The sequence below is a fragment of the Donghicola eburneus genome, from assembly GCF_900115865.1.
Classification (GTDB): domain Bacteria; phylum Pseudomonadota; class Alphaproteobacteria; order Rhodobacterales; family Rhodobacteraceae; genus Donghicola; species Donghicola eburneus.
This window is the reverse complement of sequence record NZ_FOXY01000027.1, coordinates 1-14,245: the sequence shown is the minus strand read 5'-3', so window position 1 is coordinate 14,245 and position 14,245 is coordinate 1. Positions and strand designations below refer to the sequence as shown.

Below are 14,245 nucleotides of genomic sequence, written 5' to 3'. Positions count from 1 at the left end.
TCAAAACGTCGCCTGCCACGTGTTCTTGGTCCTGCCTTGAAAGCCCACCCTCTTCACAGGGACAAAAAGTTGAAGACGCAGGACGCATGATAGAGAACCTGGCGTCGTCGTTAGGCGTCAGAGATTTCTAGCTCGTGCACGAGAAGAACAAGCAGTCCTACACAGACGGAGAAAAGCATCACGAGAACCTGCTCAGACGCCATCGCACTGAAAAAGTAAGCGGCGATGGTCATGTATGAAAAGAGTTTCACGTACAAATCCTCCAGTTGGGCATCTCCATAGTGACAGAATTGTCTTCTTTTGGAACCTATCCTGTGGAAAGTGCACTTATTCCTTAGAGCATCACGATATCCTTATTGATGGTGCGCCCGCAGAAATGTAGATTAATGCTAACATTGGTTTGGCGTTTTGAACGCGAAGATTGTGAGAGTATCGCGCGAACCAAGGCTGAAAAGGAGAATGAAATGCTGAAGAAGATACTAGTGGTAACTTCAATCGCTCTAGCAACCCCAAGCCTTGCAATCGCGCAAGGTGGTGCACCTCTAATATTGCCTGAGGGTGGTGTCCCCGGGAACGCAGGTGGTGCTTCTGGCGGCGCTGGAGGCACTGGCGGCGCAGCAGGCGGAAGCACAGTTGCTGCTGGCGGCGGTACTGCTGCTGGGGCAGGTACGGCCGCAGCCGGCGCGGGAACGGCTGTTGCAGGAGCAGGCGGTCTCGGCGGTGCGCTTGCTGGTGCTGGTCTCGTCGGAGGTGGCCTCGGTGTGGCTGGTGTCGTAACCGCCGGAGCCGCGGCTGTAGGCATCGGTGTCGCTGCTGCAAACGCTGGCGGCGGTGGAGGCGGTGGGGGCAGCACGAGCGCAACCTCGTCGACGTCGTCGACAAGCGGCACTAATTAAGCCGCCTAGGTGCATGCAAGCTAACATGCTCCGAAGAAATTCAATGTCTCAGCTTCTGCGGATCCAGCACGTGGTTGAGACAATTTTAGCGAAATATTTGTTTTAATATGACTGATTTTGAGCGGACGCCTTTGTCCGACGTGATCCTTGTGACACCCCGTCGATTTGGGGACCACCGCGGTTTTTTCTCGGAGAGTTGGAGTGCGCGGGCGTTTGCGGAGCAGGGTCTGGACGTCACCTTTGTGCAGGACAATCATTCGCTGTCGTCGCAGGTCGGGACAGTGCGGGGTCTGCATTACCAAAGCCCGCCTCATGCGCAGGCCAAACTGGTGCGCTGTGGGCGTGGGCGGATCTTTGATGTGGCGGTCGATGTGCGATCGGGCAGTGCGACCTATGGGCAGTGGTTCGGGGTTGAGCTGAGCTTCGAGAATGGCAAACAGCTCATGATCCCTGCTGGTTTTTTGCACGGGTTCATGACCCTCGAGCCGGACAGCGAGATCATCTACAAATGCACCGATTTCTACGCCCCCGAATGCGACGGCGCCGTGCGCTGGGACAGCTGCGGGATCGACTGGCCCGATGTGGGGATCGACCCTGTCTTGTCCGAGAAAGACGCGGCCGCCGTGCCGCTCTCCGAGTTCAAAACCCCGTTTTAAGACCAAGGAATTCGCATGAAGCTTCTCGTCACAGGCGGTGCAGGATTTATCGGCTCTGCCGTGGTGCGCTTGGCCATGGCCCGCGGCCATCAAGTCGTGAATGTGGACGCGCTGACCTATGCCGCCTGCCTCGATAATGTGGCGATGGTGGCGAACAGCCCCGATTATGCCTTCGAGCAGGTGGATATCCGCGACCGCGCCGCGCTGGATGCGGTGTTTGCCAAGCACACGCCTGATGCGGTGATGCATTTGGCGGCCGAGAGCCACGTGGACCGGTCCATCGACGGCCCGGCGGACTTTATCGAGACGAACGTCACCGGCACCTTCAACATGCTGGAGGCCGCGCGCGCCTATTGGACCGCGCAGGGCAAACCCGAGAGCTTCCGGTTCCACCATATTTCGACAGACGAGGTCTTTGGATCTCTCCCCAATGATCCCAGCGTGCAGTTCACCGAAGACACACCTTACGATCCGCGCAGCCCCTATTCGGCGTCCAAGGCCAGCAGCGATCATCTGGTCCGCGCCTGGCACGAGACCTATGGTCTGCCGGTGGTGTTAACCAACTGCTCGAACAATTACGGCCCCTATCACTTCCCCGAGAAGCTGATCCCCGTGATCATCCTGAACGCACTGGCGGGCAAGGCCCTGCCGATTTACGGCGATGGCTCGAACATCCGCGACTGGCTCTATGTCGAGGATCACGCGGACGCGCTGCTGCTGGTGGTGGAAAAGGGCACGGTGGGCCGCAGCTACAACATCGGCGGCGAGAACGAGCGCACCAATCTGGAGCTGGTCAAAACCCTCTGCGCCATTCTGGACCAGAAGCGGCCCAAAGAGATGGGCAGCTACGCGGACCAGATCACCTTTGTCACCGACCGGCCCGGCCATGACGCGCGCTATGCGATCGACCCCTCGCGCATTCGCGAAGAACTGGGGTGGCGCCCGAGCGTCACCGTCGAAGAAGGTCTGGCGCAAACTGTTGACTGGTATCTGGACAACGAACGCTGGTGGCGTGCCCTGCAAGACCGCCACGGAGTTGGCGAGCGTCTGGGGGTCAAGGCATGATCCTTGTCTTTGGCCAATCAGGACAGGTGGCGCGTGAGTTGGGGCGGCTGATCCCCGATGCGACGTTTCTGGACCGCGCGGCCTGCGATCTGAGCGTGCCGACGGACTGCATCGACGCGATCCTCTACAATCGCCCCCGTGCGGTGATCAACGCCGCGGCCTACACCGCCGTGGACAAGGCCGAGAGCGAAGAAGAACTGGCCACGGTCATCAACGGCCACGCCCCCGCTGCCATGGCCCGCACCTGTGACGAGCTGCGCATCCCGCTGGTCCATATCTCGACCGACTACGTATTCGACGGCAGCGGCACGGACCCGCTCGGTCCGAACGAGGCCACCGCTCCGGCAAATGCCTATGGCCGCAGCAAACTGGTCGGCGAAGAGGGCATCCGCGCCAGTGGTTGTGCCCACGCAATCATGCGGACCTCTTGGGTGTTTTCCTCGCACGGGAACAACTTCGTCAAAACCATGCTGCACCTGTCGGACACGCGGGACATGCTGAACGTGGTCTCGGACCAGATCGGCGGCCCGACCCCCGCCCGCGATATCGCCTATGCCGCCATGGCCATGGCCGAGGCGCTCATGGTCGACCCCACCCGCACCGGCACCTACCACTTCTCGGGCGCCCCCGACGTGTCCTGGGCCGACTTCGCCCGCGAGATTTTCCGTCAGGCGGGCCGCAACGTGACCGTCAACGACATTCCCACATCCGACTTTCCAACCCCGGCCAAGCGTCCTCTGAATTCGCGGATGGACTGCGAGAGCCTGCGGAATTTTACCCTCAACCGGCCTGATTGGAAGGCTGGTTTGACCACAGTTTTAGAAGAATTGGACGTCCTCCCATGACCCAGCGAAAAGGCATCATCCTCGCCGGTGGGTCCGGCACGCGGCTCTACCCATTGACCCTCGCTGTGTCAAAACAGCTGATGCCCGTCTACGACAAACCGATGATCTATTACCCGCTGTCGGTCCTGATGCTCGCAGGCATTCGCGAAATCTGCATCATCACCACCCCCGCAGACCAATCCCAGTTCCAGCGTCTGCTCGGCGATGGCAGCCAATGGGGCATGCGCCTCGAGTATGTTGTGCAGCCCTCGCCCGACGGACTTGCGCAGGCCTATATCTTGGCCGAAGACTTCCTTGATGGCGCCCCCTCCGCCCTGGTCCTCGGGGATAACATCTTTTTTGGCCACGGCCTGCCCGAGATGCTCCAAATCGCCGATGCCCAACAGACCGGCGGCACGGTGTTCGGCTATCACGTAACCGACCCAGAGCGCTACGGCGTTGTCTCCTTCGACGCCGATGGCACTGCGCAAGAAATCATCGAGAAGCCCGCGGTCCCGCCCTCGAACTACGCGGTCACCGGCCTCTACTTTCTCGACGGCGAAGCCCCTGCCCGCGCAAAAGAGGTCAAACCCTCCCCTCGGGGCGAGTTAGAGATCGTGACGCTGCTTGAAAGCTATCTCAAAGAGGGAACTCTCACGGTCGAAAAGATGGGCCGGGGTTACGCGTGGCTCGATACTGGAACCCATGGCTCCCTACTCGATGCAGGCAACTTTGTCCGGACCCTTTCGGTCCGCCAAGGCATGCAATCCGGCTGCCCCGAAGAAATCGCCTACCTGCAGGGCTGGATCACCGACGACCACATGCGCCAGCACGCCGAAACCTACAAAAAAACCGAATACGGAAAATACCTCCAAGGCCTAGTCAAAAACTGAAATTACGGGACATGCATTAACCATTTTCGCATTTCCTTGACAAAGTGAAGGTTATGCCTTCGGCGAGAGCCGTCTTAGCGCATTGAGGATTTAGCCTTAAGGCATGGCTTATGTCATGTTTAAGCAACTTTCCCAACATCGAGATTTTATCCCCGGAGGACACGCCGCGGCGGCGGCATTAGTCTTACGAAGACAAGCTCCGGATTGTCGAAGAGAGCTTAGAAGAGGTCCGGCAGGGATCGGCCACCGCGCGCCGCTACGGGGGTGTTGAACTGGCCCCCATTTGGACCGGACACCTTGGCTTGACCAAGGAGGCTTAAGGATAGCCTTAAGCACATGCTCATGTCTGAGATTGAAATCATCACTGATGGCGGTCGCCGTCGGCGCTGGTCTGCGGCTGAAAAGCTGCGGATCGTAGAAGAGACCATGTATGACGGTGAAAGCATCTCTGCTGTTGCCCGTCGCAATGGCGTGGCCCCCAATCTTCTGTATCGTTGGCGCAAGCTCATGCTCGAAGAAGGCAGCATCGCCGTGGCAGAAGACGACAGCGTGACTGGGAACAGGACCGTCCGCGAGATGGAAAGCCGCATCCGGGAGCTTGAACGCCAGCTCGGGCGCAAGACGCTCGAGAACGAAATCCTGAAGGAAGCGCTAGAAAAGAGCCGCTCAAAAAAACAGACCTTGCTTGCGCAGTCGTTGAAACCGGGAGGTTCCCAATGATGGCGGTTGCTACAACATTGGGCGTGTCCCGTTCCAACTTGCACGACCGTTTGAACGGGAGCGCGAAGCCGCGTCGGGGCTATCATAAAGCCCAAGACGCGGTGGTCCTGCCGCGCATCCAGACGTTGGTGGCGAAGCGCCCGACCTATGGATACCGCCGGATCACAGCACTGCTGAACCGGGAGTTGCGTACGCAGGGTTTACCGCCTGTTAACCATAAACGCGTGTACCGCATCATGGAGCGTAACAACCTGCTGCTCCAGCGATCCGGCTTTGATCGCCCCGAGCGAAACCACGATGGCAAAGTCATCATGATGCGCTCAAACCTGCGTTGGTGCTCTGATGGGTTAGAGTTTGCTTGCTGGAACGGCGACATTATCCGCCTGGCTTTCCTCATCGATGCACATGACCGCGAGATCATCTCGTGGCGGGCCGTGGCGAATGCCGGGATCAGCGGGTCGGATGTGCGCGACATGCTGCTGGAAGCTGTGGAGAGCAGGTTCGGCACACACCGGGCACCGGAACAGGTCGAGGTTCTGTCAGACAATGGCAGCGCCTACACAGCCAAAGAAACCCGCATCTTCGCGCAACAATTGGGTCTGAAATCCTGCTTCACGCCGGTCAAAAGCCCGCAATCCAACGGCATGTCAGAGGCATTTGTGAAGACTCTGAAGCGCGATTACGTCCGCGTGAACCAATTGCCCAACGCCAAAACCGTGCTGTCATTGATAGGAGACTGGATCGAAGACTATAACGAAAACCACCCACACAGCGGCTTGAAATGGAAATCGCCTCGCGAGTTCATCAGAGCCAAAACCGAAACCGCTTAGGTGTCCGGTGAAACGGGGGCCGGACCAGGTGTCGCGATGACTGCTCAGCCTGTGGCGGCGGGCGTATCGCGAAGGGACGTTGTGTGAGGGCGCTGAGCAAGGCGCATTCGTTCAGTTTTTTTCCGGAACGCCCCATCCCTGTTCAGCCCGAGACAGATCAGGACCGCAGCGATGGGACGATCGAGATCGTTCTGGCCAATGGGCGGCGGCATGAACACGCTGTCGCTGAAGATCCAGCAAGGACTTGGGCGTGATCCCCATGGTGGAGAGATCTTCTGCTTTCGGGGACGCAAAGGCGATCTGATCAAGGTTCTCTGGCATGACGGCGTTAGTATGTCGCTCTATCTCAAGCGGTTGGAGGCAGGCAAATTCATCTGGCCCGACAGCCAGTCCGGCACCGCTGTGCCGGTCTCTGCTGCGCAACTGGGATATCTCCTTGAAGGGATCGACTGGCGCAATCCGCGTTGGACGCAACGCCCTACAAAAGTTGGGTAATACGCTGTAAAGCGCCCGTTTTTATTGGTGACCGGGGGCGCCTTTGGTATGGATTTGCCATGTCAGATCCCGCTTCAGAAATCGCTGAATTGCGCGCCGCGCTTGCCGCGCAAAGTGCCCGTGCGCAGGCCGCCGAACGCAATCTGGCATTAGCGCGTGCCCTGGCATCCTGCACGGAAGCGATGATCCAGGAATTGAAGCTGGAGATAGCCAAGCTGCGGCGCGACAAATACGGCATCTCTTCCGAGCGCCGCGCGCGGCTGATAGATCAGTTGGAATGGTAGCTCGAAGAATTGGAAGCTGCCCCCACCGAGGATGTGCTGCTCGCTGAAGACACCGCGCAGGGTGACCAGACAGGCACCGTGCGGGCCTTTGCCCGAAGAAAGCCCGTGCGCAAACTCTTTCCCGAGCATCTTCCGCGGGAACGTGTCGTGGTCGAAGCTCCGACAGCCTGCACCTGCTGTGGCTCGGATCGTATTGTGAAGATGGGCGAGGACATCATCGAGACACTGGAGGTGTTTGACCTGCCACGGGATTTTTCCTCCATCATCGATTAGAGTCTGCCCCAATTTGAGGACAGACAATGAAGCACACACGATTTACAGACGAAGAGATCATCGGCATTTTGACCGAGCATGAGGCCGGCGCAAAATGTGCCGACCTTTGCCGCAAGCACGGCATGGCCGAAGGTACTTTCTACAATTGGAAGGCCAAGTTTGGCGGGATGACTGTGTCTGAAGCCAAGCGGCTGAAGACACTTGAGGACGAGAATGCCAAGTTGAAGAAGCTGCTGGCCGAGCAGATGCTGGATGTAGCGGCGATGCGTGAGTTAGTAGCAAAAAAGTGGTGACGCCCGCTGTTAAGCGCGAGGCTGTCGCGCAACTGAGAAGCCAGTTCGGGTTCTCGGAACGGCGGGCGTGCCGGATTGCGGGCGCGGATCGCAAGATGGTCCGTTATGTTGCGCAACGTGCGCCAGATACGGCCTTGCGTGGCCGGTTGCGAGAGCTGGCAAACGAACGGAGGCGGTTTGGCTATCGCCGCTTGTTCGTATTGTTGCGCCGTGAAGGCGAACCATCGGGCATCAACCGAATTTATCGACTCTACCGCAAAGAAGGGTTAACAGTCCGTAAACGCAAAGCCCGCCGCAAAGCGATCGGGACGCGGGCACCGATCCTGGTCGAAGCGCGGCCAAACGCACGCTGGTCATTGGATTTCGTCCACGACCAGTTCGCCAATGGTCAGCGGTTTCGCGTCATGAACGTCGTCGACGATGTGACGCGGGAATTTCTGGCCGCGATACCTGACACTTCGATCTCAGGGCGTCGCGTGGCGCGCGAACTGACAGCCCTTATCGAACGGCGGGGAAAGCCTGGGATGATTGTCAGCGATAACGGAAGCGAACTGACAAGTAATGCCATCCTCGGCTGGTGTGCCGAGAACCAAATCGAATGGCATTATATCGCGCCAGGAAAGCCGATGCAGAATGGATTTGTGGAAAGCTTTAACGGCCGCATGCGTGACGAGCTATTGAACGAGACAATGTTCCGCAACCTGGCGCACACTCGCTCGGTAATTGCTGCATCGGCCGCCGATTACAATACAGAGCGCCCGCATTCCGCATTGGACTATCGCACTCCTGCAGAATATGCCCGAACATTAAACCACGCAATCGCCCGCCCCGCTGCGCGAGATGAAAGCTCCGCGCGACGGGCGATTGCTCAAACCGCGCCAGTAGGCGTAAACACCCTTCAGGCTCATATCGCCGCTGGATGAATGTTCAGCGGCAGGTCAGCATTGCACGACAAGCGTTCTCGATTATTTACTGCCGTAGCCGTATGGATTGTTAGACTGCCAGTTCCAAGTGGTTTTGCACATGTCCGCAACGGAGAGCTTAGCCCTCCATCCAAGAAGGCGCTCGGCTTTGTCTACCGCTGCCAGACTCCGCGCTACGTCCCCGTCGCGTCGTGGACCAATCTCATAAGGCACTACCTGTCCGGATGCATGCTCAAACGCTTTAATCATCTCAAACACCGTGGCGCCGCCTCCCGTCCCAACATTTATAGCTTCGCACCCGGTAGTAGCTTCGGAAAACTCAATAGCGGCCAAATGTGCTCGCGCCAGATCTTCGACATGGATGTAGTCACGCTCTCCGGTTCCATCTCGAGTTTCATAATCTGCGCCAAAAATTTTTAGGTGTTTCAACCGTCCAACTGCGACCTGTGAAATGTACGGAACGAGGTTGTTAGGCATACCGTTGGGATCTTCACCAATTCGGCCGGAAGGATCAGCGCCTACAGGATTGAAATATCGAAGTAAAATAGCACTTGCTTCTCCCCAAGAGGCGGTCCAATCACGAATGATTTCTTCAACAAAGTACTTAGTGCGGCCGTATGGGTTTGTTGGCTGCATAGGATGGTGCTCGTCATAAGGAAGATATTTGGCATTGCCATAAACTGTCGCTGAGGAGGAAAAGACGATCCGACGACACTCATGACGCTGCATTACCTTCAATAGCTCAATCGAGCCTGAAACATTCTGGGCATAGTACTCAAGCGGCTTCTCATTAGATTCTCCTACAGCCTTCAATCCCGCGAAGTGCATCACTGCTTCGGGTCTGAAGCTCCCAAATGCCTCATTGAGTTTGCCAGCGTCCTGAATGTCTCCCTCACAAACGTTGAAGTCTGCGTTTGCAATCTGCTTGACGCGGTTCAATGCTTCCGGAGAGCTATTGGAATAGTTATCGTATACGAGAACGTTATGGCCCTCGCGCAGTAGCTGTATAAGCGTGTGGCTGCCAATGTAACCCGCGCCCCCGGTAACTAAAATACGCATTCTTTCTCTCCAATCATTCCACTTTTGCCAACTTCTAAAGATTTCTCGGCTAATCTACGTCCACCCCGCCAGTAAGCGCTGAGTTCAAGGCAAGCATCTAACCGGGGATTATATAAAGATGTGGCGCGAAGATTAGGCTTCGCCTATGGCGTCACGCTCAAGTTCGGAGATTCGCCAGCATGCTTGGCTTCTCCAGATTCTTTTAACGGATTGACTTTCCCGCGTGCTACCATGACATCCATCATGCTTGATAAAATCGTGTTTTCAAAGTCTGTACCCAGCGCAAAGATGACGACTGGCAATGTGTCGTCAACGAGTGCGATAGGACCATGTTTGTAATCCTTGCTACATAAGCCCTAGATTGGCTGTGGCTGATCTCTCTGCACTTGACCGAAACGTCTAACGCCATCGGCGATGTTGCCCCATTGTCTGGAGCGAAAAACTCTTCGCTTACGGCTAGCTGCTCCGCAGACTCTCGCGCAATCCAGTTCTCGACCTACTCCCCGAAGCATAAGGTCAAACCTCGGCCGGGCTTCAGATGTGTTAGCTTTGAGGTGGTCATTAGTCAGCTTGCCTCTTTCCCGTCTATCCTGGCATTTGCGTAAGAGAAGCAACAGCAACTGCAATATGCAAGCCTTAGCCGATGCAGAACTAACTTCTAGGGCCTCAACTGCAGAGACTACCCCAGCAGCTTCATACGGGATCCACCACCTAGGCTCCTTTACACCAGTATACAAGCGCCAAAAGCGTGTCAGAGGCTTTGCCTGACCACTTATCGAAACCAACAAAGCTGTACGCTCAAGCACAAAGCCGCAATACTTAAATCCCGAGGCAATATTTACTTCAATAGACATACGGGTAACTGCTCAAACCAGAACTTTGCTCCTTTCCACACTTAAGTGCTACCCCACAGGCCGGCATGATCACCCCGCGTTTCTCATTGAATTGCGTGTCTTTCGACAAAACCAAATATTGGTCATGATCATTGCTATATGATACTATAGCTTTTTGAAAGGTGCCTGTCTGCGCTATCATCTTCGTTGCTACTCAGGACAAGATACCCATAGCACCTCCACTCACGCCCTCATCAATGTTCGTCGCGATTGGTCGCTTTAATTGGCATCCATTATCAAGGAATAAACGAACTAAACGGTGAGTGGTTTCAGCCAATATACCTCTTCAAGGTAAGTTAGCGAGCAGGTCAGACTTGCTAACGCGATGTTATCCAAGCCGATATACACCCCACCTTGACTATAAGTAATTGTTTAATAGCCTCGTGTATTGCGGACGCCTTCTTCGCTAATTTTGAGGCAAGGAGGCCATGATGAGCACAGAGAATTTCACGGACGATTTCAAGCGCGATGCGGTCGCGCTGATCACTGAACGCGGCTATCCGGTGAGGAAAGTGTCGGAGCGGTTGGGTGTGAGCAAGCATTCATTCTACGCTTGGAAGCGCGAGCTGCTGCGTGTGACGGAGGAGCGGAATTCCTTAGGAAATCGGTTCCGAGCCTCCGCCCGCCTGTGCGCAATATAAACAGCTTGTGCTATGCTGCGCCAGCTGCACTCTTATGGGTTGCTGCGTGGCAGTTTCCGCCCCGAGGCCGAGATCGCCACTCTGCGCGCCTACATGCGCCAACGGGAACGGCTCACTGAGTATGCTGCCGCCCATAACCAGCACATGCAGAAGGCACTCATGGAGATGAACCTGCAACTTCGTCATGTCGTCTCCGACATCACTGGTGCGACCGGTATGCGGATCATCCGTGCCATCGTCGCCGGCGAGCGCGATCCGGAGGTTCTTGCCGGGTTCTGGGATGTCCGCTGCAAATCCTCTATGGACACGATCAGAGCCGCAATGGTTGGCAACGACCGCGCGGAGCACGTCTTTGCCCTGACACAGTCGCTGCAGCTTTCCGACTTCTACAAGGTACAGATCAAGACGTGCGACCGTAGGCTGGAGGCTGCGGAGGGGGCGCCGACGATCCGCGCAGACGATGATCTGGCCCCGCTGCCCAAGGCGCGGATCGAAGTCACGCAGCATAATGCGCCATCCTTCGATGTGCGGGCTGCGCTCAACGGGGTGTTGGGCACAGATCTGACGCAGATCCATGGCCTCGGGCCATCGCTGGCTCTGAAGCTGTTGGCTGAATGCGGCACGGACCTGCATGCCTGGAAGAGCGCCAAGCACTCCAAGTCGTGGCTCTGTCTTGCCCTGGGGAACAAGATCTCTGGCGTCAAGCTGCTGCCCTCGCGGAGGCGTCGATCTTCAAGCCGCGCCGCTGCACTTCTGCGGCTCGCTGCCGTCACAATTGGCCGAAGTAACACGGCCTCGGCGCGCAAGATTGCCGTTCTGTGCTACAATGCCATCCGGCATGGCATGGCCTACCAGGATCAGTGGGCGGCAGCCTACGACGAGCGACACCGGCAACGTGTGCTCTCAAATCTCCAGCGTCACGCGAAAACACTCGGCTATGCCTTGGCGTCCATGCCTCAGGAGTTGGCTGTTTCTTAGAAAGGTGACCGCGTATTTCGCCAGGGATGCAGAGTGATATACGCGTTCGTTGTCGAGCATCGCGGACTATTCTCGGTTCGGGCGATGTGCCGCTGCTTGCGGATCCAGCCGAGTGGTTTCTATGCTTGGCTGAAGGCCCCGCCGAGCCGCACGGTTATGGAAGACCAACGCTAGACTGCGATGCTGCAAGAAGCATGGGTTGAAAGCGGCAAGGTTTACGGGCACCGGAAACTGCATGACGACCTTCTTGAGCAAGGAGAGAGCATCGGCCTGAACCGCGTGGCCCGCCTCACCCGACTGGCCGGGATCACAGCGCAGATTGGTTACAAGCGCGGTCCCGGAAAGTATGGTGGCAAGCCATCAATCATCGTCGATAACACACTGGACCGGCAGTTTGACGTTGCGGCAGCGGACAAGGCTTGGGTGACAGACATCACCTATATTCGCACCCATTAAGGTTTCGCCTATCTGGCTGTCGTCATCGACCTCTATTCTCGGCGGGTCGTTGGTTGGTCGATGCAAAGCAGGCAGACCACAGATGTGGTTCTGCAAGCGCTCCTGATGGCGATCTGGCGTCGATAGCCCCGCGACAAGGTCCTGATGCAATCGGATCAGGGCAGCCAATTCACCAGTATGGACTGGGCTGCGTTCCTACGCGCCCACAAACAGGAGCATTCGATGAGCCGAAGAGGCAATTGCCACGACAACGCTGTTGCCGAGAGCTTCTTCAACCTGCTCAAGCGCGAACAGATCAGACGGGAAACATACCGAACGCGCGCAGAAGGAAGGCAGGACGTGTTCGACTATATCGAAATGTTCTACAATCCGAAGCGCAAGCACGCGCATAACGCATGCTGTCGCCAATCGAGTTCGAACGGCAGCAGAAACTGAACAAACAAGGCGTCTAAGAAACGCGGGGCTATTCAGTTACGAGTGTGACAGCGCATGCGACAGTGATTAGATCTTCCCATTCAAACAGTTTTGCGATCGCGAATTGGTCTTTCTAGCACAGCAAAATAGCATGCGTCGCTTCCACCGGAGACAAACTCTCTGCAGTATGTTTCATTGCAAAATGAACGATCTTCCGTGTCTCGGTTTCGTAACAGAACTTGGTGTCTGATCCGGCCCCTGTTTCACCGGACACCTAATCGGTTTCGGTTTTGATTCTGATTAACTCGCGAGGCGATTTCCATTTCAGGCCGCTGTGTGGGTGATTTTCGTTAAGTCTTCGGTCCATTCTCCTATCAATGACAGTACGGTTTTGGCGTCGGGCAACGGGTTCACCCGGACGGAATCGCGTTTCAGATTCTTTACGAGGGCCTCTGACATGCCTTTGTATTGGGGGCTTTTTACTGGGGTGAAGCAGGATTTCAGGCCCAGTTGTTGCGCAAAGATGCGGGTTTCTTTGGCCGTATGGGCGCCTCCGTTATCGGACAGCACTTCTACCAGTTACAGGGCGCGGTGAGTACCGATCCTGCCCTCCACAGCTGCGAGCAGCATATCGCGAACATCCGACCCGCTGATCCAATCATTCACCACAGCCCGCCACGAGATCATCTCGCGGTCATAGGTATCTAATATGAAAGCCAAGCGGATGACATCGCCGTTCCAGCACGCAAACTCCAGCCCATTAGAACACCAACGAAGGTTTGAGCGCATCATGATGACCTTGCCATCGCGACGTCGCTCGCGTCTATCAAAGCCGGATTGCTGGAGACGCAAGTTATTGCGTTCCAAGATCCGGTAGACCCGCTTGTGATTGACCGCAGCAAGGCCTTAGGCACGTTGCTGTCGATTCAACAGAGCCGTAATTCGGCGGTACCCATAGGTCGGGCGCTACGCCACCAACGCCTAGATGCGTGGTAGGACCATTGCGTCTTGGGCTATATGATAGCCCTGACGCGGCTTTCCGCTTCAGTTTACACGGTCGTGCAGGTTGAAACGGGAGACCTCCAAAAGATCGGCAACGATCTTCATGGCAAATCGTGCCGTTTCAAAGACTGCGCAAGCAAGGTCGTTTTTTTGCCCGTGATTTGTCGAAGGCTTCTTTCAGGATTTCCACTTCCATCGTCTTGCGCCCGAGCTGGCGTTCAAGTTCCCGACTACCGGCCTCCATGTCACAGACTGTCTTGTTTCCTGGGACGCTGTCATCTGCGGCCACGGCGATGTTGCCCCATTCTAGCATGAGCTTGCGCCAACGATATGGCTGATTAGGAGCCACGCCTTTGAGGCGCGCAACGGCAGAGATGTTCTCCCCCTTAACCATCGTTTCCTCCACGATCCGCAGCTTGTCAGCCGCAGACCAGCGACGACGACCGCCCCAACATAGGCAATGGCGAGATGACCCCCGCAAAGAAACTGAGAATGGCTGCGTAAATTCTACGTCCCAACCCCTGTAAAAACGGGCGGCTTACCAACTCACTCAGCCGGCAAGGTTGGGTAATGCATCCGAACGAATGCGCTCAAATGTAGTATCACCAAGCAACGAAACTTGCCAAGGCGCCGCTCTTTTTTCTCTGCTG

The 14,245-nt window shown here is 56.5% G+C and carries 10 protein-coding genes and 4 pseudogenes; 12 read left to right on the top strand and 2 right to left on the bottom strand.

Annotated features, from left to right (window positions below):
- Window positions 1–579 precede the first annotated feature (579 nt).
- The 9 genes and pseudogenes from BM225_RS20795 to BM225_RS20755 all read left to right on the top strand — a co-directional run bounded on the left by BM225_RS20795 (window position 580) and on the right by BM225_RS20755 (window position 8,152).
- On the top strand, window positions 580–777 hold the full coding sequence (locus BM225_RS20795; RefSeq protein ID WP_092465444.1) for a hypothetical protein: 198 nt from the start codon (window positions 580–582) through the stop codon (window positions 775–777).
- Window positions 778–1,003: 226 nt separating this feature from the next.
- Complete coding sequence (gene rfbC / locus BM225_RS20790) at window positions 1,004–1,552, top strand: dTDP-4-dehydrorhamnose 3,5-epimerase (RefSeq protein WP_092465443.1); 549 nt, start codon at window positions 1,004–1,006, stop codon at window positions 1,550–1,552.
- A 15-nt stretch (window positions 1,553–1,567) separates the two neighbouring features.
- The gene (gene rfbB / locus BM225_RS20785) at window positions 1,568–2,617 is read left to right on the top strand and encodes a dTDP-glucose 4,6-dehydratase (protein WP_092465442.1); all 1,050 of its coding nucleotides are present in this window, start codon (window positions 1,568–1,570) and stop codon (window positions 2,615–2,617) included.
- On the top strand, window positions 2,614–3,462 hold the full coding sequence (rfbD, locus tag BM225_RS20780) for a dTDP-4-dehydrorhamnose reductase (RefSeq protein ID WP_092465441.1): 849 nt from the start codon (window positions 2,614–2,616) through the stop codon (window positions 3,460–3,462). Before rfbB ends, rfbD begins: the two co-directional genes overlap by 4 nt.
- The gene (rfbA, locus tag BM225_RS20775; RefSeq protein WP_092465440.1) at window positions 3,459–4,334 is read left to right on the top strand and encodes a glucose-1-phosphate thymidylyltransferase RfbA; all 876 of its coding nucleotides are present in this window, start codon (window positions 3,459–3,461) and stop codon (window positions 4,332–4,334) included. Before rfbD ends, rfbA begins: the two co-directional genes overlap by 4 nt.
- 342 nt (window positions 4,335–4,676) lie before the next feature.
- Window positions 4,677–5,884 (top strand): IS3 family transposase gene (locus BM225_RS20770; protein WP_245780570.1). Its coding sequence is split into 2 segments (ribosomal slippage): window positions 4,677–5,001 and window positions 5,001–5,884, totalling 1,209 coding nucleotides; the frame shifts between segments, so codons are not numbered across the junction.
- A 171-nt stretch (window positions 5,885–6,055) separates the two neighbouring features.
- Window positions 6,056–6,379, top strand: coding sequence for an IS66 family insertion sequence element accessory protein TnpB (tnpB, locus tag BM225_RS20765; protein ID WP_092465439.1), 324 nt, complete (start codon window positions 6,056–6,058; stop codon window positions 6,377–6,379).
- A gap of 59 nt (window positions 6,380–6,438) precedes the next feature.
- A pseudogene (locus BM225_RS20760) lies at window positions 6,439–6,927 on the top strand (IS66 family transposase); the annotation flags it as partial.
- A 35-nt stretch (window positions 6,928–6,962) separates the two neighbouring features.
- Window positions 6,963–8,152, top strand: a protein-coding gene (locus BM225_RS20755) for an IS3 family transposase (RefSeq protein WP_092465438.1) whose coding sequence is annotated in 2 segments (ribosomal slippage) — window positions 6,963–7,212 and window positions 7,212–8,152 — 1,191 coding nt in all. Because the reading frame shifts where the segments join, the coding sequence is not laid out codon by codon here.
- Between the two features lie 42 nt (window positions 8,153–8,194).
- On the opposite strand, the gene galE is transcribed toward BM225_RS20755, so the two are convergent.
- Entirely contained in the window at window positions 8,195–9,211 is a 1,017-nt protein-coding gene (gene galE / locus BM225_RS20750) for a UDP-glucose 4-epimerase GalE (RefSeq protein ID WP_092465437.1), read from the bottom strand.
- Between the two features lie 1,321 nt (window positions 9,212–10,532).
- On the opposite strand from galE, the pseudogene BM225_RS20745 reads away from it, so the two are divergent.
- The 3 genes and pseudogenes from BM225_RS20745 to BM225_RS20735 form a co-directional block, all read left to right on the top strand.
- Window positions 10,533–10,703, top strand: a pseudogene (locus BM225_RS20745) (transposase); the annotation flags it as partial.
- A 54-nt stretch (window positions 10,704–10,757) separates the two neighbouring features.
- Entirely contained in the window at window positions 10,758–11,723 is a 966-nt protein-coding gene (locus BM225_RS20740) for a transposase (protein ID WP_245780569.1), read from the top strand.
- Window positions 11,724–12,631, top strand: a pseudogene (locus tag BM225_RS20735) (IS3 family transposase); the annotation flags it as partial.
- Between the two features lie 236 nt (window positions 12,632–12,867).
- On the opposite strand, the pseudogene BM225_RS20730 reads toward BM225_RS20735, so the two are convergent.
- Window positions 12,868–14,076, bottom strand: a pseudogene (locus BM225_RS20730) (IS3 family transposase).
- Between the last annotated feature and the right edge of the window lie 169 nt (window positions 14,077–14,245).

Coding starts and splice junctions, on each gene's coding strand:
- rfbA (WP_092465440.1), top strand. CDS start 3,459: ATGACCCAGCGAAAAGGCATCATCCTCGCCGGTGGGTCCGGCACGCGG.
- galE (WP_092465437.1), bottom strand. CDS start 9,211: ATGCGTATTTTAGTTACCGGGGGCGCGGGTTACATTGGCAGCCACACG.
- rfbB (WP_092465442.1), top strand. CDS start 1,568: ATGAAGCTTCTCGTCACAGGCGGTGCAGGATTTATCGGCTCTGCCGTG.
- tnpB (WP_092465439.1), top strand. CDS start 6,056: ATGGGACGATCGAGATCGTTCTGGCCAATGGGCGGCGGCATGAACACG.
- BM225_RS20740 (WP_245780569.1), top strand. CDS start 10,758: ATGCTGCGCCAGCTGCACTCTTATGGGTTGCTGCGTGGCAGTTTCCGC.
- rfbC (WP_092465443.1), top strand. CDS start 1,004: ATGACTGATTTTGAGCGGACGCCTTTGTCCGACGTGATCCTTGTGACA.
- rfbD (WP_092465441.1), top strand. CDS start 2,614: ATGATCCTTGTCTTTGGCCAATCAGGACAGGTGGCGCGTGAGTTGGGG.